This is a genomic window from Saccharopolyspora terrae (assembly GCF_004348435.1).
Lineage (GTDB): Bacteria > Actinomycetota > Actinomycetes > Mycobacteriales > Pseudonocardiaceae > Saccharopolyspora > Saccharopolyspora endophytica.
On sequence record NZ_SMKS01000008.1, the window covers coordinates 124,022 to 145,259 of the forward strand.

Below are 21,238 nucleotides of genomic sequence, written 5' to 3' on the forward strand. Positions count from 1 at the left end.
ATACTCGTCCACACGAGTGAAGTCATACCGCATCAGAGAACCACATGTAACCAAAGCGGTGATCAATTGCCGAAAATTGGAAGCGGGCGTAATGCGACCGGACCATCGTTGTGGTCCGTTCAGCTCCGGTCGGATGTCGTGGGGGATGTTCCCGTTGAACTCCCGCCGATTCCGGGAATTCGCCACCGGTTCAGCGCGCTTGCTCCGCGCACTCCCGGCACGTCTTCGCCGAGTTCGCCAGCGTCGAGTGCGCGGCCGCGGTGCCCGCGGCGATGATCAGCAGCAGCGGCCAGTTGTCCGCCAGCGGTAGTGCGGTGGCCAGGGCGATCGTGGTCAGCGGCATCGCGATGCTGGCGGCGGTGCCGGTCCAGGCCATGATCAGCGGCAGCCGGTCCGGCACCGAGAGCCGCCGGGTGATCAGCAGCGCGGCGAAGCCGACGACCGCGGCGGTGCTGGCGATGGTGGCCAGCAGCTGCGCGGTCTGCGACGGCGGGATGCCCTGATCGCGGCCGATCGTCCACGCCAGGTGCCAGCAGCCGAGCAGCACCGGCACGGTCGCCAGCAGCGCGAACGCGGTGTGCCGGGTCTGGGCGAGCGTGAGTTCCCGCTGGCAGCTGGGCGCGACCTCGGCGGGCGTGCCGAACTCGCGCACCGCGTCCCGCACGGCTTCCTCGGGAGGCAGTCCGGCTTCGACGCGCGCGGCCGCGGTGTCGGCCAGGCCGTCTCGGATCTCCTGCACCATGCGCGCCTTGACGCGCGCGGGCCCGCGCAGTTCGGCGGCGAGCTCCTCGGCGTAGCTCTCGATCGCGTTCACGCATCGCTCCCGGGGTTGAGCACGGCGCCGATCGCGGCGGTGAACTGCCGCCAGTCGGCCCGCTCCCCGGCCAGGCTGCGCCTGCCTTCGTCGGTGAGCCGGTAGCAACGCCGACACCGTTCGCCGATCGACTCCCAGCTGCTGGTCAGCAGGCCGAGTCGTTCGAGGCGCTTGAGGGCGGGGTAGATGGTCCCGGTGCGCAGTTCGAGCGCACCGCCGCTGCGGTTCATGACCGCGGTGATGATCGCGTAACCGTGCAGCGGTCCTGGTTCGAGCACGGCGAGCAGGAGTCCGTCCAGGTGCCCTCGAACCGCGTCCGCCTTCATGCTTCTCATCATATCGGGTGAAGGTAGGCAGGGTATATATTGCTTGTCTACCTATTGGTTGCGCGATGACCCCGGAGGTCCTGAGATGACCGCGCTGCTGCTGTCCGTGCACGTCCTGGCGGCGATCGTGCTGATCGGCCCGATCGCCGTCGCCGCCTCGCTGTTCCCCCGCCACGCCCGCACCGAACCGGACTCCGGCGTTGCCCGGCTGCTGCACCGGATCTGCCGCGGCTACGCGCTGGCCGGCATCGCGGTCCCGGTGTTCGGCCTGGCCACCGGCCTGCAGATGGGCGTCCTGGGGGACCCGTGGCTGCTGATCTCGATGGTCCTGACGGTGATCGCGGCGGCGCTGCTGGCGCTGGTGATCCTGCCCGCGCAGGCCGCGATGCTCACCGAACCGGTCGCCTCGGCCGCCAAGCGGCTGACCGCGACCACCGGCGTCTTCAACCTGCTGTGGGCGGTCGTGGTCGTGCTCATGATCGTCCGCCCCGGCTCGTCGACGGGAGCCTGAGGCGTGCGCGCGCTCAAGATCGCCGCGGCCGCCGAGGTCCTGACCCTGGCGCTTCTGCTGCTCAACCTGGCCACGATCCACGCGCAGGGCGTCAGCTCGCTGGTCGGCCCGCTGCACGGCACGGCCTACCTGATCACCATCGCGATGGCCCTCGCGACCATCCCGACCCGAGCCCGCTGGCTCTCCGTCATCCCAGGGGTCGGAGGCCTCCTAGCCCTCTCGCGCCACCCGGCCGGGTGAGCATGTCGAATTTCGCGCGAAATTCGAGTCGAATCTTTCGGACCCGAATTTCGCGCGAAATTCGAAATGGACCTCGAAATCGCAGGTCAGAAGAGTGGTTTGCCCCAGGACTCGGTGAAGACGAGGTCGGTGAGCGGCTTGCGGGCCCGGGGGCGGAGCTCCTTCTCCACGAGGCGCTCCGGCATGTCGTCGAGGTTGCCGAGGTCGCCGATCGCGATCGCCACCATGGGCTCGAAGTCGTCCGGGACCGAGAACTCCACGCGGGCCGCGTCGCGGTCGAAACCGGCCATCTGGTGCGCGTGCAAGCCCACCGCCACGGCCTGCAGGACCAGGTTCTGGGCGGCCAGCGCGAGCCCGTACTCGCCGTAGGGCATCGGTTCGCCGTCGGAGTTGACCGACTGCGCGACGCCGATCGCCAGCGCGGCCGCGTCGCCGGCCCAGCCCTTGTTGCCGCGCGAGAGCGTGCCGTGGATGCGGTCGAAGGTCGACTCGCCGCGGCGGGCGGCGATGAACCTCGCGGGCTGCGTGTTCCCCCACGACGGAGCCCACCGGGCGGCCTCGAACAGCGCCGTGAACTGCTCGTCGTCGATCCTCGCCGCCGGGTCCAGCGCGCGCGGGCTCCAGCGCTTCGCCAGCAGCGGGTGCAGCGGAACCGAGGTGTCCGCGGTCTTGTCCAGTTCGGTCACCGAAAACCTCCCGACAGCTAAAGGTCGCGCTTGGAGCCGCGAGGACCACCCTCGCAGCTCAGCCGCCGAGGTTCCACCACCCGCACCGCCGAGCGGGACGAGTCAGATGGCGTACTCCCAGGCCGTCAGCGAGTAGGCACCGAGCCAGGAGCCGAAGAACACCAGCAGCACCGCTGTGGTGACGGCCGTGGCCGGAGTCCGCTTGCTCAGGCCGATGGCGACCGGGATGAGCAGCGGGAACGCGGGCAACATCAACCGCACCTTGGAGTACATCAGGCCGTCCGAGCCCAGGTCCAGCACCAGAACGGCGGCGGCGAAGAGCACGAGCGGCCACGGCAGCCGGTGCCAGACGCACAGCGCCAGCAGCACGATCGCCGCCAGCACCACCCAGACCGTGAAGGTCTCGAAGACCGACTTGTCCTCGGTCAGCGCCTCGACCACGAACTGCGCGGTCTTCGCGCCGCCGTCGAACGCCGACGACCAGCCGCGGGCCTGCAGCTCGAAGTAGCCGTTGATCTTGCCGGTCTGCAGCCCCACCCAGCCGATGTAGGCGATCATGCCCAGCGGTGCGAGCAGCACGGCCAGCCACGGCCGCCAGGAGTCCCGGCGCTGGACGATCGCGATCACCGCGGCCAGCCCGATCACCCCGATCAGGGCGGCGGCGGTCGGTCGGATCAGCCCGGCGGCCGCGCAGCACAGCCCGGCCAGCGGCCAGTTGCGCTCGACCACGCCGATCAGCGCCCAGATCGACAGCGCGCAGAACAGCGCCTCCGAGTAGGCCATCGACAGGACCACCGACATGGGTGCCGCGGCGAACAGCACCACCAGCAGCAGCCCGACCCTGCGGGTGCCGCCGAGCCGCTCGCCCAGCCGCGCCAGGCCGTAGGCGGCGACGACGCCGCAGATCAGGCTCGCGGTGATCGCCGCGCCGATCGTGCTCACGCCCGGGATCAGCGCGATCGCCATGATCAGCAGCGGGTAACCGGGGAAGAACGCCAGCGGGGTCTCCGGGTACCGGTGCCCGAAGCCGTCCACCATGCTCCGGTTCACGCCGCCGTAGCCGTGGGCGGCGATCTCGGTGTACCACTGCCCGTCCCAGGCGTTGAGGTTGTCCAGCAGAGATTCGTCGTTGACTGCGGAGAGCCAAGCTAGTACGAGCAGTCCTACCAGCCGAATTGCGAGGTAGACCACAGCCGGGGTCAGCGCGATGATCATCCGACGCTGTTGCGGTGTACCCGGTCGCGTGCCGCCGCTCACTCGCGACGTCTGCTGTTTCCGCTGCGTAGCCGCAGTGTTTCCGGTATCCCCCAGGGGTGGTTCCAGCGCGCCCTGCGTGGTGGACAACCCTACGCTCCGCTCTTGTCGACAATCGCGTCCAACAGGGTAGACGTGACGTTCGTGATTGGGGTTCACCCCCGGTGGTCGGTAGGCTAGTCCGGCAGCGGAGCGACCTGGTAGAAGGCCGTTTCGGTCGTGATCGACCGACGCTGTCTCCCGCCGGTCGCGGGGCGGAGGACGCATCCCACCAGCGGATGTCCCACTGCTCTTCGTCCACCCGGTGTCAGCACGGGGACAACCCGTGCCCGGGACGGCCGCAGCGGTCGAGGAGGTTTGTTTCACGTGGCGCTCGTCGTCCAGAAGTACGGCGGTTCCTCACTCGAGAGTGCTGATCGCATCAAACGGGTCGCCGAACGCATCGTCGAGACCCGCAAAGCGGGCAACGACGTCGTGGTCGTCTGCTCCGCGATGGGTGACACCACTGACGAGCTGCTCGACCTCGCCAAACAGGTCAACCCGGCACCGCCGGAGCGGGAACTCGACATGCTGCTGACCGCCGGGGAGAGGATCTCCAACGCGCTGGTCGCGATGGCCGTCGAGTCGCTCGGCGTGGAAGCCCAGTCGTTCACCGGCTCGCAGGCCGGCATGATCACCACCTCGGCGCACCAGAACGCGCGGATCGTCGACGTCACGCCGGGCCGCGTCCAGGAGGCGCTGGCCGAGGGCCAGGTCGCGCTCGTCGCCGGGTTCCAGGGCGTTTCGCAGGACACCAAGGACATCACCACGCTCGGACGTGGCGGCTCGGACACCACCGCCGTCGCGGTGGCCGCGGCCATGAACGCCGACGTGTGCGAGATCTACACCGACGTGGACGGCATCTACACGGCCGATCCGCGCATCGTGCCCGACGCGAAGCACCTCGACCACATCACCTACGAGGAGATGCTGGAGATGGCGGCGACCGGCGCGAAGGTGCTGCACCTGCGCGCGGTGGAGTACGCCCGCCGCTACGGCGTGCCGCTGCACGTCCGCTCGTCTTACTCGCCCAAGCCCGGCACGACAGTGTCCGGTTCAGTGGAGGACCTTTCCGTGGAACAGGCGATGATCACCGGCGTCTCGCACGACCGGTCGGAGGCCAAGGTCACCGTGCGCGGTGTGCCGGACAACCCGGGCGTCGCGGGCCGCATCTTCCGCGTGGTCGCTGACGCCGAAATCGACATCGACATGGTGCTGCAGAACATCTCCGGCACCGCGTCCGGCAAGACCGACATCACCTTCACAGTGGCCCGCAGCAACGGTGCGGTCGCCGTGGCGGAGCTGGAGAAGATCTCCGGTGAGGTCGGCTTCGAGGAGGTCGTCTACGACGACCAGGTCGGCAAGGTCTCGCTGGTCGGCGCGGGCATGCGCTCGCACCCCGGCGTGACGGCCACGTTCTGCGAGGCGCTGTCCAACGCGGGCGTGAACATCGACATCATCAACACCTCGGAGATCCGCATCTCGGTGCTGATCCAGGACACCCAGCTCGACACCGCCGTGCAGGCCCTGCACGCGGCCTTCGAGCTCGGTGGCGACGAGGAAGCGGTCGTGTACGCGGGGAGTGGTCGCTGATGGCACCCACGCTCGCGATCGTCGGCGCCACCGGTGCCGTCGGCACGGTCATGATCGACATCATCAACAACCGCGACTCCGTGCCGTGGGGTGAGATCCGGCTGATCGCCTCGCAGCGCTCGGCGGGCAAGAAGATCACCGTCCGCGGCGAGGACAACACCGTGGTCGCGCTGGCCCCCGAGGCGTTCGACGGCGTGGACATCGCGCTGTTCGACGTGCCGGACGAGATCTCTGCCGAGTGGGCCCCGGTGGCCGCCTCGCGCGGTGCCGTCGCGGTCGACAACTCCGGCGCCTTCCGGATGGACCCCGAGGTGCCGCTGGTGGTGCCCGAGGTCAACCCGGAGAAGGTGCACGAGCGCCCCAAGGGCATCATCGCCAACCCGAACTGCACGACGCTGTCGATGATGGCGGCTCTGGGTGCGCTGCACCGCGAGTTCGGCCTGCGCGAACTGGTCGTCTCCTCCTACCAGGCCGCTTCCGGTGCTGGTCAGGACGGCATCGACCGGCTCTACGCGGAGCTGGAGGCGGTGGCGGGCAAGCAGCTCGGCGTCCGCGCCGGTGACGTCGCCGAGGCCCTGGCCGCGGCCGGTCTGTCCGCCGAGACCCCGTTCAAGGCGCCGCTGGCGCTCAACGTGGTCCCGTGGGCGGGTTCCCGCAAGGACGACGGCTGGACCTCCGAGGAGCTCAAGGTCCGCAACGAGTCCCGCAAGATCCTGGGGATCCCAGGACTGAAGGTCTCCGCGACCTGCGTCCGCGTCCCGGTGCTGACCACGCACTCGCTGGCGGTGCACGCCACCTTCGAGCGCGAGGTGTCGGTGGAGCAGGCGCACAAGCTCTTCTCCGAGCAGCCGACGATCGTGCTGGACGACGACCACGACAACGGCGTGTTCCCGACCCCGGCGGCCGTCGTCGGCGGCGACCCGACCCACGTCGGTCGCGTCCGCCAGGCGCTGGACTTCCCGAACACGCTGGACTTCTTCGTCTGCGGCGACAACCTCCGCAAGGGCGCGGCCCTCAACACCTACGAGATCGCCGAAACTCTCGCCAAGTGACCTGATCAGGCACTCAAGGGCGCCCACTCCTTCACCAGAGGGAGTGGGCGCCCCTATTTTCGCCCGGTGACCGATCGGCGAATGAGTCTGGCGGAGTTCTCCGCGCTCCCTGAGGACAACTCGCAGCTCTACGAGCTGCGTGAAGGTGTGTTTCCGAAGGCGGGGGCTTTCCACCAGCTCGTGCTCTCGCGGACCAGCGCTGCGTTGGATCTGGTCGCGCCTGCGGAGTGGACCGCAGTTCTCGCGCCTGAAGTCGTGGTCGATGGGACGTTCCCGGCCACGGTTCGTGTTTCCCGATGTGCTCGCTGATGAGCCTGGAACGGATTCTGGCCGCCCCGGCGCACATCTACGCCGACGACGTCCTGCTAGCGGTTGAGGTGGTGCCACCCGTCGATGACCTCGGTGCCAAGCATGCCGAGTACGCCGAGGCGGGCATTCCCCATTACTGGATTCTCGACATCGCCGCGCAGCCGAAGCTCACCGCGTATCGGCTGGTCGACGGTGTTTACGAGCAGGACTTCAACGGCACAGGGGTGTTCATGACCGACCAGCCCTTCGACCTGCGGATCGATCTCGACGCCTTGAGAGCCAGGGTCGTGCCGAAGCGGGAGTGATCCTGGGCACGCCGCCTGGGCCGAACGGGTGCGAATCGGGCGGATAGGTTCGGGGCATGAGCTCTGTCCCGGTCGTTCTGGGTGTCGATCTCGGCACCACTGCCACCAAGGTCGTCGCCGCAGGCACCGATGCGCGGGTGCTGCACACCACCGAGCGCGGCTACCCGCTGCGCACTGACGAGTCGGGTGAGGCCACCCAGGACGCCGCGGAGGTGCTGCGGGCCGCGATCGAGGCGCTGGCCGACTGCGCGGCGTGGGCGCGGGAGCAGGGGCACGAGGTCGCCGGGCTGTCGTTCAGCAGCGCGATGCACACCCTGGTCGGGCTGGACTCCCGTGGCGAACCCGCCACGCGCGCGTTCAACTGGGCCGACACGCGGGCCGCCGACGCCGCCGCGCGGCTGCGCGCCGAGCCGGAGACCTCCTCGGCGCTGCACCGGGCGACCGGAACTCCCGTGCACACCCAGTCGGTCATGGTGAAGCTGGCCTGGCTGACCTCGGGCGGAGCCGACGTCGGCGAGGTCGAACGCTGGTGCGCGCTCAAGGATTTCGTCGTCACCGCCTTCACCGGCGAGTTCGTCACCGAGCACTCGCTGAGCTCCGGCAGCGGCCTGCAGGACATGCACTCGCTGACCTGGCACGAACCCGCGCTGGAGGTGGCGGGCATCCGCGCCGAGCAGCTGCCCGAACTCCGCGAGCCGACGGCCTCGGTCCCGCTCGCGCCGCAGGTCGCCGAGGCCGTCGGGCTCCCGGCCGGGTTGCCGGTCGTGCTCGGCGGCGGTGACGGGCCGCTGGCCAACCTCGGTGTGGGCGCGGTGGCTCCCGGCGTGGCGGCGCTGTCGCTGGGCACCAGCGGTGCGCTGCGGGTGACCCGGGACAAGCCGGGTGTGGACGACCGCTGCCGCACCTTCAGCTACGCGATCGCCGACGGCCTGTGGGTGATCGGTGGCGCGGTGAGCAACGGCGGCGTCGCCGGCCAGTGGGCGGCGGAGGCGTTCGGCGTGGACGTCGCCGACCTGCTCGACGAGGCCGCCCGGGTCCCGGCCGGCGCCGACGGCCTGATGGCCCTGCCGTACCTGCTCGGCGAGCGCGCCCCCTGGTGGGAACCGGGCCTGACCGGGGCCTTCCTCGGTCTGCGCCGCTCGCACGGCCGCGCCGAGATGACTCGCGCCGTCATCGAGGGCGTCGCCCAGCAGCTCGCCCTGGTCCGCGACGCGGTCACCGAATCCGGCGCCGAGGTCCGCGCGGTGCGCGCCACCGGCGGGGGTTTCCGCAGCCGCATCTGGGCCGAGACCATCGCCTCCGCGCTGAACATGAACCTCGACCTGGCCGAGGGCAGCGGCGGATCGGGTCTGGGTGCGGTGCTGCTGGCCTGGCGAGCCCTGGGCGAGATCGACTCCCTGGCCCACGCAGCGGAGCTGGTCGCCGTCGAGTCCCAGGTCGCCCCGGATCCGGCCGCAGCGGATCTCCTGGCCCGCCGCCGTCCTCTCATCGACCAGCTCCACCGAACCCTCCGCGACCTGTCCCTCTGACTCGGACCGGCCCTGAGGGGGATCAGCCTCGGGAATGGCGGCCCGAGGGGGTCGGATCGACGTGGTGGGAGGACTCCTCGGGGTCCGGTCTGGCGTGGCTGCCGGTGGGCGGGTTGACCGCGGAGCGGGTGCGGGACTCGCCCTGCTCCGGCTCGGCCCGCCGCCGGCGGCCCGTGCTGGTGCCCACCTCGCGGAGCGCTCGGCGCCCGGTCGGGTGGTCGTTCTGCTGCAGGAACTGGGTGGCCGGGGTCTTCCCGGGGGTGTCCGTGCTGCGCGCCGAGGTCGACCACTCGCCCTGCCGGGCTTGGGCGGCGGCCTGCTCCTGGCGGGCCCGTTCCGCCTCGGCGGCCTGCCGGGCCTGCTCGGCTTCAGCGGCCTGCCGGGCGCGCTCGGCCTCGGCTGCCTGACGGGCCCGTTCCGCCTCCGCGGCCTGGCGGGCCTGTTCCGCTTCGGCGGCTTGGCGTGCTTGCTCGGCTTCCGCTGCGCGCCGGGCCTGCTCGGCCTCTGCGGCCTGCCGCGCACGCTCGGCCTGCGCCTGCGCCTGGGATTGGGCCTGCGCCTGAGCGGCGCGGGCTTGTTGCTGGGCTTGGGCCTGGGCGGCCTGCTGCGGATTCCCCTGGTTCTGGATCTGGTGCAGGATCACGCGTTCCGCGCTGCGCAGGACGGTCCGGACGGCGTCGCGGTGAGCCCGGTCGAGCATTGGGTTGACGGCCTGCTCGCGCCAGCGGGAGAGAGTGGCGGTGGCCTCGTCGGCGACGTCGGCGATCATCGCCGTCTCGTCCAGGCCCAGCCGCTGGTGCGGTGAGTGCCCGGAGGCGCCGAGCAGCCGCTTGGCCTCGGCCTGCAGCGGGCGGGCGAAGCGGATCTGCCCGGCGTCCAGAGCGGACAGAGCGCGCAGCTCGTCCCACTCGTGGGCGTTGGTGAGCACCCGCTCGAACTCGCCGAGCAGCTGCTGCACCCCGGGACGCGGGTTGGCGCGCAGCACCATGTCCACCGCGAGCAGCGCGGACCGGGCGCGCAGCGCGTCCTGGCGTTCCACGAACTGCGAGTGCAGCGTCTCCTGCAGGGTCGTGAGCCCGCTGGCCTCCAGCAGCTCCTGCTGCAGCTGCTGGGCCGTGCCGACCCCGCCGCGCAGCAGGTCCAGCGAGCGCGCGATGCCGTAGTGGCCGAAGCGCTCCAGCAGCCGCTGCCGGATCTCCGACGGCACGGCCTCCAGTCCCGCCTTGATGAACCGCTCCGCGGACAGCAGCAGCGTGTCCCGGTCGGTGTCGGAGAGCCGCGCCAAGTAGGCGAGGATCTTGAAGTCGTCCTCGGTCATCGTCGACGACGCCTGCCCGAGCAGGCCGACGACCGGGATGAAGTGCTGGGCGAACGCGCTCAGCGTCGGGTCGGAGCGGTAGCGGTCGGCGATCCGCTCGGCGGCGGCCAGCGCATCGGCGCCGCCGTCGCCGGTCTCGTCGGCGCGGGAGAACGCGACGATGGTGTTGATCGGCACGGAGCGCGCGGTCTGCAGCTCGTTGACCGACTGCAGGAACTGCAGGTCGGTCTGGCGCGGGTAGCGGGTCAGGTAGAGCACCGCGTCGGACTCGGAGAGGATCTGAGCGAGCGCGGAGCGGCCGGTCTCCTGCACGGCCGCCGAGGCCACGCCGGGCGTCTCGATCAGCGTGATGGCCTGCAGGCCCGGTGTCGGGGATTCGATGACCAGCCGGGAGACCTCGTCCGGACGCCAGTGCTGCAGATCCCGGATCGTCGCCGAGTCCAGTGTGGACACCGGGACGTTCTGCACCGCGCCGTGCGGGGTGTGCACCAGGATCTTCGGTTCCGGCCCGTACTGGTAGAACGTCGTGACCTGGGTGCGCTCCTCGGCGTCGGTGGGCGCCAGGTCGGTGCCGATCAGCGCGTTGATCAGCGTCGACTTGCCCGACTTCACCCGCCCGCTGACCGCGATCCGCAGGGGTTGGTCGAGCCGTTCCAGGCGGTCGCGCAGCCACGTCGACGTGCGCGGGTCGTCGCGGTAGAACGTCATCGTCCGCATCAGCAGGCCCTTGGCCCGCTCCAGCAGTGCTTCGGTGCTCATGCGGCGGTGATCCGGTTCTGCGTGAGCTGGGTGACCCGCCGGCGGAGCACGGTGATCTCCTCCAGCTTCTGCTTGATCTCCCGCGCCCGCTGGTCGCGGTCCACCGCGCTGCGCTCCGCGGAGCGCTTGATCGCCTGGATGGACTGGCTGATCTCCATCTGGGCGTCCTCGGTGATCCGGGTGAAGTGCTTGTGCAGCGCCTTGTGGATCGCGCGGATGGTGTCCTTCGAGTCCTTGTTGACCTGGAAGATCACCTGCTCGATGTGCCGCTGCACGTTGCTCTTGGCCTCGGTCTGGCGGCGGCGCAGCCGCATGTCCTTCTCTTCCTTGAGGCTCTTGGAACCCAGCAGCACACCGGCCGAGATCGACACGACGTTCATCAGCGGCAGCCCGGCCATCGTGGTGATCAGGCCGAACATCAGCACGCCGCCGTAGGAACCGCGCAGACCGGTGAGGACCTTGTCGGAGTTCTTGTAGTCGGCGCCCGTCGGCAGCTTCGGGCCGGGGACCTCGTCGAGGGGGTCCGGTGCCAGCACCGGGTTCAGCTCGGGCGGGCGGCTGAGCTGCTGCGGCGGCATCTGCTCGGCGACCATCTCGGCGAGCCGCTGCTGGCGCTGCTCCAGCCAGCCGAAGGTCTCGTTGATCGCATCGGTGAGCCGGGCCTGCATCCACCGGATGAAGTCGTCCCAGATCATCAGCGGGTCGGCGACCTCGAAGATCTCGTTGACCTCGTGCAGCACCGCCCAGGTGCGTTCCCGGAAGTCGTACTCGATGTCGGTGAACAGCTCGGAGATGCCGTCGTTTAGCGTCTTCTGCCAGTGCTGCGAGATGCGGCGCAGGTCCTCGGCCCGGCGTTGCGCGGTCTCCAGCTCGACCAGCGTTTCGGCGGCGGTGCGCGGGTTCTGCGCGGCGAGCTCGGCGCGCAGCGAGTCGTTGATCTGGGTCAGCGCCTCGGAGACGTTGTGCGCCACCAGCCTTCGCGTGAACTGCTCGTGCTGGCCGGCGAGCTCGGTCTGCAGGAACTCCAGCAGCTGCGGGAATCCCGACTCGGCGTTGAGATTGGTGTTGCGCGACTGCATGGCGCGCATCCGGATGTCGGCCGAGACCGGGAACAGCTTCGCCGAGACGCCCGCGTTGCTCAGGTGCTTCCGGTTGACCTCCAGGACCTTCCGCCAGTGCGGGGTCCGGTCGATCTTGGGCATCACCAGCGCGATGTTCGGGCACAGCGCGGTGGCCTGCTTGAGGAACGCCAGCTCGTTGGTGGTCAGTTCCTGGGTCGAATCGGACACCATCAGCAGCGCGTCGGCTTCGGCGACCACGGAGAGCGTCGTGCTGGTGAGAAAAGATGAGACGCTGCCCACACCGGGGGTGTCCATGAGCGCCAGACCGTTCTGCAGCACCGCTCGGGGGATGCCGATCTCACCCCGGGTGACCGGACGGCCGTTGGCGACGGCGCGTTCCATGTGCTCGCGGACCTGGTCGATCGGCACCGGAGTGCGGTCCAGCGCGATCGGTCCGCGCGCGGGTTCCTGCTCGATCAGCAGCGCGGTGGGCTCGTCGGCGTAGCGCACGAGGGTCGGCACGGTCGTGGTGACGTCGTCGCCGGACGGGCACACGGGAGCGTTCACGATGGCGTTGACCAGCGCGGACTTTCCTTGCTTCGACTCTCCGACGACCAGCACGAGCTGGGTCGGGTCGAGGACTCTGGTCCTGATCTGGCGCAGGCGGCCATGCAGATCGGCGCGCTGCTGCTCGGCGCACTCGGCAGTAGCGCGATCGATCAGTTCCACCAACGCCGTCTCGATCACGGCGGCCATTGTGTCGTGCCGCGGCGGTTAGAGAAACCCAATCGGTTGAACTCACATCGCTGGCGCGCACTCGCCGTGTTGATGAGGCGCGCGAAATTTTCCGGAATGTGAAAAATGCCGGGATCCACTCAGGGAGCGGATCCCGGCATCTTCAATGCTCAGTCGCGGAGAGCGATCAGAGCAGGCCGTCCAGCGGCAGCGCGTCCGTGGCGGTGCTGGTCAGGTCCTCCAGCGGCTCGCCGACGATCGGGCCCGCGACCGGCAGGTCGCTCGGGGCCGGCAGGTGCGAGGCCACGTCGCCGACCGGGGCCAGCGGAGCGGCGTCCAGCGGCAGCGCCGAGGTGACGTCCTCGACCGGCAGCGCGTCGGTGGGCAGCGCGGAGGACAGGTCGTCGACCGGCAGCGCGGTGACGTCGCCACCGGCAACGGTGTCGGTCACGGAGCTGGCGAGGTCGCCGGCGACCGGGACGTTGGCAACGGCGTCGGTGACCGTGCCGGTCACGTCGCCGAGGGCCTCCGGGCCGACCGGGACGTTGTTGACCAGGTTGCCGCCAGCGGCACCGCCGGCCACGTCGCCCACGACCGGGACGTTGCTCAGCGCGCCGGTGGCGGTGTCGGCGACCTCGCCGACGACCGGGACGTTGGAGACGGCGCCGGTGACGTCACCCGAGGTCACGTCGCCCAGGGCGTCGCCCACGACCGGCACGTTCGCGCCGGCGTCGGTCAGCGTGCCGGCCACACCGGTCACGTCGCCCGAGGTCACGCTGGCGGCCACGTCGCCCACGACCGGCACGGAGCCGATGGTGCTGGTGGCGGTGGAGGCGATGTCGCCCACGACCGGGAGGCCGGCCACGACGCCCAGCGCGTCTCCGCCGGAGACGGTGGAGGTCAGGTCACCGGCGATGCCGGTCACGTCGCCACCGGCAACGGTGCCGACGACGTCGCCGACGACCGGGGCCTCGGAGACGGTCGAGGTCAGGTCACCGGCGATGCCGGTCACGTCGCCCGAGGTCACGTTGCCGACGACGTCGCCCACGACGGGGGCCTCGGAAACGGTGGAGGTCAGGTCACCGGCAACACCGGTGATGTCGCCCGAGGTCACGTCGCCGACGACGTCGCCCACGACCGGGGCGTCGCCCACGACCTGGGTGACGTTGGCGGCCACGTCGCCCACGACCGGGGCGTTGGTGACCACGTCGGTGACGTTGCCCGAGGCCACGTCGCCGACCACGTTGGTGACGTCGCCGTGCACCAGCGAACCGGTGGCCGCGCCGACGTTCAGCGAGCTGTCGAACACGTGGGTGGCGGTGCTGGTGACCGAACCGACGGTGGAGGACAGGTCGAGGTTGTCACCGATGTTGACGGAGTTGCCCGACAGGATCTCGTTGCCCGAGAGCACGTCGTGCACGTTGACGACGTTGTGCGAGTCGACGTCGGTGTGCTCGATGTCGACGTTGGTGTCGCCGCTCGGAGCCGGGGCCGGGGCAGGCATCTGAGCGTCGACGTCGCCGCCGGGGCCGAAGTCGTCAGAGGGGGTGTTCTGCAGCATGCTGAGTTCTTCCTGCTCGTGTGGATGTGCGGGATGCAGTTCGCTGATCGCGACATGCTGGTTGCTCGCCGCGAACTTCTCGACGCTGCTCGAAAGCGAGCGTTCGTACGCGTTGACCACCTCGACCGGCGCGTAGTCGAGGACCAGCGACGTGGCTTGCAGCACGTCTGTCGCGCTCATTTCCCCGAGTCCGACCTGATCCAGCGTGGCTTGCGGATCAGCGTCGAAGGCCGACCGTGCGGCCGGATCGCTGACGAGGCGCGTGAGGAACTCGTGCAGCGTCGGTTCCGCGGACAGGCCGGAGTTGGAGTGCGTCCCGGGGTCGGAGATGGGGGACTCGGCCTGACCAGAGGGGTGCTGAGGGTTCGCCATCGTCGGACCTCCCGATGCTCAGCGGTACTCGGCTAGGTGGACCGAGTGAGGTCGTGCCGTTCCCTCACTCCTGTGTTGATCACAGTAGGGACGGGACACCCCCCAGCCATCGGGTACGACTCCTAGTTATCGAGATCTCTATTAGGGGGTCGGTTAGGTAGGCCGTTGGGGGGTAGCTAGGGGAGTCCGGAACCGCTCCGTAATCGAATGCCGCTAAATTGTGGGCACCCCGGCCGCGCGCAAGACCCTCGATCGGGGAACCTGGCAAGGCACACGCGAGTCGGTGACACGAAGGGATTGCATGCCTTACGTCCTGGGCGTTCACCTGGGCGCGACGGTGACGACCGCCGCCACGGCCAGGCGCGACGGTGGCCGCTGGACGGCGACCGTTCCCGTGCCCTTGGCGACCAACGGCCCGGTGGTGCCGACGGTGCTGTGCAAGGTCCAGGACGGATCTTTCGTGGCCGGGGAGGCCGCCGCCCGCCAGGAGATCAGCCACCACGAGTGGGTCGCTCGCGGCTTCACCAGCAGGCTCGGCGACGACCTGCCGCTGGTGGTCGGCAGCGAGTTCGTCCCGGCGCAGCGCCTGGTCGCCGCGATGATCGAGTGGGTCTCCGACGCGGTCACCCAGCGGCAGGGGTACCCGCCCGAGCACATCGCCGTGGCCCACAGCTCCAGCTGGGGCCCGCACCGGGTGCACCTGGTCCAGCAGGCGCTGGCCCAGCTCGGGATCACCGAGGTCACCTTGATCCCCGAGCCGACCGCCGTCGCCCTCGACTACGCCAGCAAGCAGCGAGTGGAGGAACAGCATCCGATCGTGGTCGCCAACGTCGGCGGCAGCGGTTTCGACGCCACCGTGCTGCGCCGCCGCCACCCCACCTTCGACGTCGTCGGCTCGCCGCTGAGCACCGACCACCCCTCCGGCCAGGACCTCGACGACGCGCTGTTCGGGCTGATCGGCGAGCAGTTCCCGGCGCAGATCGGCGAGCTCGACCCCTCCGACGTCAAACACCGGGCGGCGCTGGCCAAGCTGCGCGGCGAGTGCGTGCGGGCCAAGGAGGCGCTGTCGCACCAGGCAGGTGTGTCGATGTGGGTCGACCTGCCGGGCGTGCGCACCGAGTTCGGGATCTCCCGCGCCCGCTACGAGCAGCTGGCGCGCCCGCACCTGGAGCGGGTGCCCGAGCTGATCTCGCAGGCCGTGCAGTCGGCGTCGTTGCGCCCCGACGACGTCGAGACCGTGGTGCTGGCGGGCGGGACCGCGCGCACCCCGATGCTCAAGCAGCTGGTCGCCGAGCGGTTGCAGACCCCGCCGCTGGTCGACGTGGCGCCCGAGCTCACCGCGGCCAGCGGAGCTGCGCTGGCCGCGCAGCAGGTGCTGTCCACCCACACCGACCGGGGTTCGGTCGCCGAGACCAGCGTGCTGATGCGCGTCGAGGGCTTCGACGCCGACGACGACGTCGATGACGAGCCCGAACCCGTCGAGCGCCCGCCGATCGACGTCGAGCCGATGCCGATCGAGCCCCCCGACGAAGCGCGGGCGAAGCGCATGAAGATCATCAAGCTCGTGGTCGCGGCACTGCTGATCGCCGTGGGCATCGTGATCACCTTCATGACCAAGGACCACTCGATCACCGGCGTGATGGATCTCCTCAAGTAGCTCCGTGATCGTTATTTCGTTAACGGAACGGCATACCGCGCAACTGGATCCGCCCCCACCACCGTCAGCCAACTGATCAAGACCGCTAGACCCAGGTGACCGGACGACAAGGAAGGCAGGCGTGAATCACCCGACGACATCCAGCGCCGCCCTGGTCACGGACGGGCACGCGGCCGGATTGCGGTCGGCCATCGAGGCCTCCCCGGGCTCGCCGATCGTGGCCGGCATCCAGGGCGCAGGCGGGTTCGGCAAGACCACGCTGCTCGACGCCATCGCCGCGGCCTACCGCGAGGCCGACGTACCGGTGCTCGGCGTCCGGGACCTCGACCGCGCTGAGCACGGCGCGCTGCTGGTCGACGACGCCCACCGGCTCGACGACGAACTGCTGCTGCGGCTCAGCGAGATCGCCCGCCGCCCGGGGATCCGGCTGCTGGTCGCCTACCGGCCCGGCCCGCGCAGCGCGGCGCTCGGCGAGCTGATCGGCGAGCTCGGTGCTCCCGTGCTGCTCGCGGCCCTCGGGTTGGACGAGATCGCCGAGCGGACCGAGGGCAGCGCGCTGGACTGGGTCGGCTGGGTGCAGACCCAGACCGGCGGTGTTCCGCGCTACGTCTCCCGGTTGCTGGCCGAGGCCGTTCCCGGACGCGCCGAGCTGCCCGCCCGCGCGCTCGACCACTTCCAGCACGACCTGGACCAGCTCGGCGAGATCGGCTGGGGGTGCGCGACGGCGATGGCCATCGGCGCCACCCCGCACCCCGACCTGCTCGCCGTCGTCGTCGGCACCGACAGCTCGGCGGTCGGCGCCGTGCTGGCGGCCATGCGCTCCGGCGCGATGCTCGGCTCCGAGGACGTGCTCCTGCCGATCGTGCGCGCCGCGGTCCTGAGGTTGACGTCGTGGGAACTCCGGCTGCGCATCACGCGAAAACTGGTGGAACTCCAGCTCTCCCGCGGCGGCCCGGTGCTGCCGCTGGTCGCGCCGCTGCTGGAGGCGCCGATGGCGCTGCTGCCGGAAGCGACGCTGGCCACGGCCTTCGAGCGCGCCGGTGAGGAGGCAGTGCAGGTCGCCCCGCACCTGGCCGGGCGGATGCTCGCCGCCGCGGTGTCGGCCGGCGTGCCCGCGGGCTCGGTGATCGCGCGCCAGGCGCGCGCGGCCGCCGTGGCCGGGAACCTCGACGAGGCGCTGCGGCTGGCAGACCGGGTGATCGTCGACGAGAACGCGCCGGACCGGGAACTGGGCGTCCAGGTCGCGGCGGGCGTGCTGGCGCACCGCGGACTGCTGGAGCGCTCGGCGGAGCTGTGTCGCTGGTCGGCGGCGAAGCTGCGCTGGCCGGGGGACCGGGCGTTCGCGGCCGTCGGTCTGATCGGCGCTGGCCGCCTGGCCGATGCCGACGAGCTGCTCAAGACCGGCGACGACGCGGGCCCGCCGACCTCGATGACCGGTGCGGCGGCCCAGATGGCCGCCGGCGTGCGCGAATCCGTCGTCGGCTCGGCCACGACCGCGCTGTCCACGCTGGTGCGCGCCGCCTCGCTGTCCGAACCGCTGGGGCGCGGCGTGTTCGTGCCCGACACCCCGGCGGCGGTGGCCGCGCTGGTCGCGTTGCACTGCGGTGAGCTCGACGTCGCGCAATCCACGTTGGACCGCGCGGTGGAGACCGGAGCGGGCGGCGCCCTGCTGCACAACCGGCACCGGCTGCTCGCGGCCTGGTTGCCGCTGGTCAAGGGCGACACCGTCACCGCACGCGCGAAACTGCCCGAGGCGAGCGAGATGGCCGCTCGCGACCGGCTGATGGCCACCGCGATCGAAGCCGGGATCGCCAGCCGGGACAACGACATGACCGCCCTGGCCACCGCTCGCGCGCAGGCCAGGCAGGTCGCCGCGGAGCACTCGGTGGACCTGTTCTCGCTGCTGCCGCTGGGCGAGCTGGTGGTGGCCGCGGCCCGGTTGCGCGACCAGGAGTGGATCACCCCGTACCTGAACGAGGCGAAGGCGCTGCTGGAGCGGCTCGGCAACCCTCCGCTGTGGACGTCGATGCTGCTGTGGAAGCGGTTGCAGGCGGCCATCGTCCTGGAGGAGAACGACTCCGCGGCCCGCTTCGCCGACCAGCTCGACGCCTTGGCGCACCACAACGCGCTGGCGGCCGCGATGGCCGAGGCCGCCCGGATGTGGCTGCGGGTCCTCGGCGGCGAGGTCGATCAGGACGAGGTCGAACGCATCGCTCGCGGCCTGCACGGCGCGGGTCTGGCCTGGGACGGCGCCCGCCTCGCCGGGCAGGCCGCCATCCGCACGCACGACCGCCGCGCCATGCTCGCGCTCCTGGAGTGCGCCCGCGCGCTGCAGGGCAAGCCGCCGCGCCCCCGGGCCGTGAACACCGGCGGCGCCGACTCGGAACTGCTCTCCGAGCGAGAGAAGGAAGTGGCCGAGCTGGTGGTCGCGGGCCTGACCTACAAGCAGGTGGGCAAGCGCCTGTTCATCTCGGCGAAGACGGTCGAGCACCACATCAGCCGGATCAAGCAGCGGCTCGGCTCGGCGAACCGCGAAGAGCTCCTCACCCGCCTCCGAGAACTCCTCGGCAAACCCGAATGACCCGGGGTGGAGGCTTCACCAGCGGGCAGTTCTGGCCCGAACATGCCATGGACGGTTCGGACCAGAACTGCCCCGCGGTGACGAGGCGTTCCCCGGATCAGACCTTGCGGAGGTCCAGGGCCGCCCGGACCGTGCCGACGATCTCGAAGAGCGCTTCCTCGAAGCGGTGACCCACCGGGCGGATGTTGGCGAACCCGTGGATGAGGTCCGGGAAGCGCCGCGCCACCACCGGCACGCCCGCGTCGGACAGCGCCTTGGCGTACGCCTCGCCCTCGTCGCGCAGCGGGTCGAACCCGCAGGTCACGACGTAGGCCGTGGGCAGCTCGGTGAGGTCGTCGGCCAGCAGCACCGACAGCCTCGGGTCGCCGCGCTCGGACTCGACGGGCGAGTACTGGTCCATGAACCAGGTCATGTCGTGGTCGGTGAGCAGGAATCCGTTGCCGAACAGCTCCCGCGAGCGGCGGCGTCGGGTCGCGTCCACCGCCGGGTAGAGCAGCAGCTGCATCACCGGCTTCTGCTCACCCGATCGGGTCGTCTGCAGCGCGACCGCGGCGGCGAGGTTGCCGCCCGCCGAGTCGCCGCCGACGGCGATCGCGTCGCTGGAGGAGCCGAGGTCCGCGGCGTTGTTCACGGCGTAGGAGTAGGCCGCCAGCGCGTCGTCCAGAGCGGCGGGGAACGGGTACTCCGGTGCCAGCCGGTAGTCGACCGACAGCACCCGGATCCCGGCGTGCTTGGCGAGGAATCGGCACAGGTCGTCGTGGCTGTCGAGGTCGCCGATCACCCAGCCGCCGCCGTGGTAGAAGACCAGCAGCGGACCCGTCTCGGTGAGGTCCTGGGGCCGGTAGAGCCGCGCGGGCAGGTCGCCGTTGTCGGTCGGGATGGTCCGTTCGGCGACGACCACGCCGCCCAGCGGAGCCACCGCGGTGATCTTCGTCGCGTGCGCCATGCCGGCGCGCGCCTTCTCCGCCGTCGAGGCGGCCAGACCGGTCTGGCCGGTCAGCTTCTGCAGCTTCAGCAGCAGCTGCGCGTCGAGCGCGAGTTCCTGTCCGTCGATCCGGATCGGCGCGCCTGCGATGAGGCGGCGAATGGGCTGGGGCAGTGCGAAAACGGCGCGCATCGCGGCGCCTTCGAGCGTCGGTTGCAGCGCTTCGATGACGTTGGGCATGGGCGTGACCTTCCCGCGAAGGTGGTGGACGGCTAGTAGGTTACCCGCAAGTAGCCAAGATCTCGGCGTCAGTTCGCCGATCTTGACCTCCAGCGGACTGGAGGTTCTAGCGTGACCCGCACAGGCACATCGGGGGCGACAGTTCCCAGGTTCGGGTGAAAGGATCGGCACATGACGGTGACCGTGGTGGGGATCGGTGGCTCGGTCCGCCCCGACTCGCAGTCCGAGCGCGTGCTGCACGCCGCGCTGGAGGGCGCCAGGGAGTCAGGGGCGAAGGTCCGGGCGATCACCGGTGCCGACCTGGCCCTGCCGTTCTACGACCCGCACGTGACCGACCGCTCGCCGCTGGCCACCGAGCTGGTCGAAGCGCTGCGCGGCGCCGACGGGGTGCTGATCTCCTCGCCCGGCTACCACGGAATGGTGTCCGGCCTGGTCAAGAACGCCCTCGACTACGTCGAGGACCTGCGCGGCGATTCCCGCCCCTACTTCGACGGACGAGCCGTCGGCTGCATCGGCGTCGCCTACGGCTGGCAGGCCACCGTCACCACGCTGCAGGCGCTGCGCTCGGTCGTGCACGCGTTGCGCGGCTGGCCGACGCCGCTGGGCGGCGCGGTGAATTCGGCCGAGACCCGCTTCGGCCCGGGCGGCGCGTGCGATGACGAGAAGGTCGGCGCCACGTTGCGCACCATCGGGCGACAAGTGGTGGAGTTCGCCGAGCAGCGGGTGTAGTCGCCCGAAGTGCGCGGGTACCTCCTGGGCAGCACCCTGATTCCGGTCTGCACGTTCTCGTCGAGGAGGTTGTGCGAAACCCATGGCTCAGAAGAGTGCACCCAAGGCCGCTCCGAAGAAGAGCGCGCCGAAGAAGAGCTCCGCGAAGAACGCGGCGCCGATCACCAGTCCGCTCAGCAACTCCGACCGCGACATCACCGGTCGGGTGCTGCAGGACACGCTGCTGGACCTGATCGACCTGCACCTGGTCGCCAAGCAGGCACACTGGAACGTCGTCGGCAAGTTCTTCCGCGACGTGCACCTCCAGCTCGACGAGCTGGTCACCTCGGCGCGGGGGTTCGCCGACGACGTCGCCGAGCGCGCGGTGACCATCGGCGTCTCCCCGGACGGTCGCGCCTCAACCGTCGCCAAGGGCTCCGGACTGCCGGACTTCCCCGCGGACTGGCGCACCGACGGGCAGGTGATCGAGGCGATCGTGGACACCCTGGGAGAGGTCGTGGCGCGCTTGCGCAAGCGCATCGACGAAACCGACAAGACCGACCTGGTCAGCCAGGACCTGCTCATCGCCATCTCCAGCGACCTGGAGAAGTCGCACTGGATGTGGCAGGCCCAGCTCGCCTGAACGAGCGGGTGGGGAAGTTC

The 21,238-nt window shown here is 70.4% G+C and carries 19 protein-coding genes; 11 read left to right on the forward strand and 8 right to left on the reverse strand.

All coding sequences use genetic code 11. From position 1 onward, the window contains the following. Nucleotides 1–190: 190 nt before the first annotated feature. The gene (locus E1181_RS08120; protein WP_132673335.1) at nucleotides 191–814 is read right to left on the reverse strand and encodes a permease prefix domain 1-containing protein; all 624 of its coding nucleotides are present in this window, start codon (nucleotides 812–814) and stop codon (nucleotides 191–193) included. Beyond that, a complete protein-coding gene (locus E1181_RS08125) occupies nucleotides 811–1,140 on the reverse strand; it encodes a PadR family transcriptional regulator (RefSeq protein WP_132673336.1) in 330 nt (109 codons plus the stop codon). The genes E1181_RS08120 and E1181_RS08125 overlap by 4 nt, the downstream gene beginning before the upstream one ends. 85 nt (nucleotides 1,141–1,225) lie before the next feature. Between E1181_RS08125 and E1181_RS08130 the strand changes: the two genes are divergently transcribed. Beyond that, nucleotides 1,226–1,651, forward strand: a complete 426-nt coding sequence (locus E1181_RS08130; RefSeq protein WP_132673337.1) for a DUF2269 family protein — start codon at nucleotides 1,226–1,228, stop codon at nucleotides 1,649–1,651. Nucleotides 1,652–1,654: 3 nt separating this feature from the next. After that, complete coding sequence (locus E1181_RS08135) at nucleotides 1,655–1,891, forward strand: hypothetical protein (protein WP_132673338.1); 237 nt, start codon at nucleotides 1,655–1,657, stop codon at nucleotides 1,889–1,891. Between the two features lie 86 nt (nucleotides 1,892–1,977). Here the strand turns inward: E1181_RS08135 and E1181_RS08140 are convergent, their stop codons facing one another. Both E1181_RS08140 and E1181_RS08145 read right to left on the reverse strand, forming a co-directional pair. Next, nucleotides 1,978–2,568 (reverse strand): nitroreductase family protein, encoded by a 591-nt coding sequence (locus tag E1181_RS08140; RefSeq protein WP_207922052.1) that lies wholly within the window; start codon nucleotides 2,566–2,568, stop codon nucleotides 1,978–1,980. Between the two features lie 111 nt (nucleotides 2,569–2,679). Next, nucleotides 2,680–3,792 (reverse strand): glycosyltransferase family protein, encoded by a 1,113-nt coding sequence (locus E1181_RS08145; RefSeq protein ID WP_235876609.1) that lies wholly within the window; start codon nucleotides 3,790–3,792, stop codon nucleotides 2,680–2,682. 405 nt (nucleotides 3,793–4,197) lie between these two features. Between E1181_RS08145 and E1181_RS08150 the strand changes: the two genes are divergently transcribed. From E1181_RS08150 to E1181_RS08170, 5 genes are all read left to right on the forward strand, one after another. Next, a complete protein-coding gene (locus E1181_RS08150) occupies nucleotides 4,198–5,463 on the forward strand; it encodes an aspartate kinase (protein ID WP_132673341.1) in 1,266 nt (421 codons plus the stop codon). Continuing rightward, nucleotides 5,463–6,515: an aspartate-semialdehyde dehydrogenase gene (locus tag E1181_RS08155; protein ID WP_132673342.1), complete on the forward strand. Its 1,053-nt coding sequence runs from the start codon at nucleotides 5,463–5,465 to the stop codon at nucleotides 6,513–6,515. The genes E1181_RS08150 and E1181_RS08155 overlap by 1 nt, the downstream gene beginning before the upstream one ends. 66 nt (nucleotides 6,516–6,581) lie before the next feature. Further along, complete coding sequence (locus E1181_RS08160; RefSeq protein WP_132673343.1) at nucleotides 6,582–6,824, forward strand: hypothetical protein; 243 nt, start codon at nucleotides 6,582–6,584, stop codon at nucleotides 6,822–6,824. Continuing rightward, on the forward strand, nucleotides 6,824–7,129 hold the full coding sequence (locus E1181_RS08165; RefSeq protein ID WP_165944549.1) for a Uma2 family endonuclease: 306 nt from the start codon (nucleotides 6,824–6,826) through the stop codon (nucleotides 7,127–7,129). Before E1181_RS08160 ends, E1181_RS08165 begins: the two co-directional genes overlap by 1 nt. A gap of 56 nt (nucleotides 7,130–7,185) precedes the next feature. Then, the gene (locus tag E1181_RS08170) at nucleotides 7,186–8,658 is read left to right on the forward strand and encodes a gluconokinase (RefSeq protein WP_132673345.1); all 1,473 of its coding nucleotides are present in this window, start codon (nucleotides 7,186–7,188) and stop codon (nucleotides 8,656–8,658) included. Nucleotides 8,659–8,680: 22 nt separating this feature from the next. Here the strand turns inward: E1181_RS08170 and E1181_RS08175 are convergent, their stop codons facing one another. From E1181_RS08175 to E1181_RS08185, 3 genes are all read right to left on the reverse strand, one after another. Further along, nucleotides 8,681–10,735: a dynamin family protein gene (locus tag E1181_RS08175; protein ID WP_132673346.1), complete on the reverse strand. Its 2,055-nt coding sequence runs from the start codon at nucleotides 10,733–10,735 to the stop codon at nucleotides 8,681–8,683. After that, nucleotides 10,732–12,543, reverse strand: a complete 1,812-nt coding sequence (locus tag E1181_RS08180; RefSeq protein WP_132673347.1) for a dynamin family protein — start codon at nucleotides 12,541–12,543, stop codon at nucleotides 10,732–10,734. The genes E1181_RS08175 and E1181_RS08180 overlap by 4 nt, the downstream gene beginning before the upstream one ends. Nucleotides 12,544–12,718: 175 nt before the next feature. Beyond that, the gene (locus tag E1181_RS08185) at nucleotides 12,719–14,464 is read right to left on the reverse strand and encodes an IniB N-terminal domain-containing protein (protein WP_132673348.1); all 1,746 of its coding nucleotides are present in this window, start codon (nucleotides 14,462–14,464) and stop codon (nucleotides 12,719–12,721) included. A gap of 301 nt (nucleotides 14,465–14,765) precedes the next feature. Between E1181_RS08185 and E1181_RS08190 the strand changes: the two genes are divergently transcribed. Then, nucleotides 14,766–16,121 carry an Hsp70 family protein gene (locus E1181_RS08190; protein ID WP_132673349.1) on the forward strand — a complete coding sequence of 452 codons (1,356 nt, stop codon included), beginning with the start codon at nucleotides 14,766–14,768 and terminating at the stop codon, nucleotides 16,119–16,121. 121 nt (nucleotides 16,122–16,242) lie between these two features. Next, a complete protein-coding gene (locus E1181_RS08195) occupies nucleotides 16,243–18,702 on the forward strand; it encodes a helix-turn-helix transcriptional regulator (protein ID WP_235876612.1) in 2,460 nt (819 codons plus the stop codon). 97 nt (nucleotides 18,703–18,799) lie between these two features. Here E1181_RS08195 and E1181_RS08200 read toward each other — a convergent pair whose 3' ends face one another. Beyond that, nucleotides 18,800–19,867, reverse strand: a complete 1,068-nt coding sequence (locus E1181_RS08200; protein WP_132673350.1) for an alpha/beta hydrolase — start codon at nucleotides 19,865–19,867, stop codon at nucleotides 18,800–18,802. A gap of 171 nt (nucleotides 19,868–20,038) precedes the next feature. On the opposite strand from E1181_RS08200, the gene E1181_RS08205 reads away from it, so the two are divergent. Next, on the forward strand, nucleotides 20,039–20,596 hold the full coding sequence (locus tag E1181_RS08205) for an NADPH-dependent FMN reductase (protein WP_132673351.1): 558 nt from the start codon (nucleotides 20,039–20,041) through the stop codon (nucleotides 20,594–20,596). A gap of 82 nt (nucleotides 20,597–20,678) precedes the next feature. Further along, entirely contained in the window at nucleotides 20,679–21,218 is a 540-nt protein-coding gene (locus E1181_RS08210) for a Dps family protein (protein WP_132673352.1), read from the forward strand. The last annotated feature ends 20 nt before the right edge of the window (nucleotides 21,219–21,238 follow it).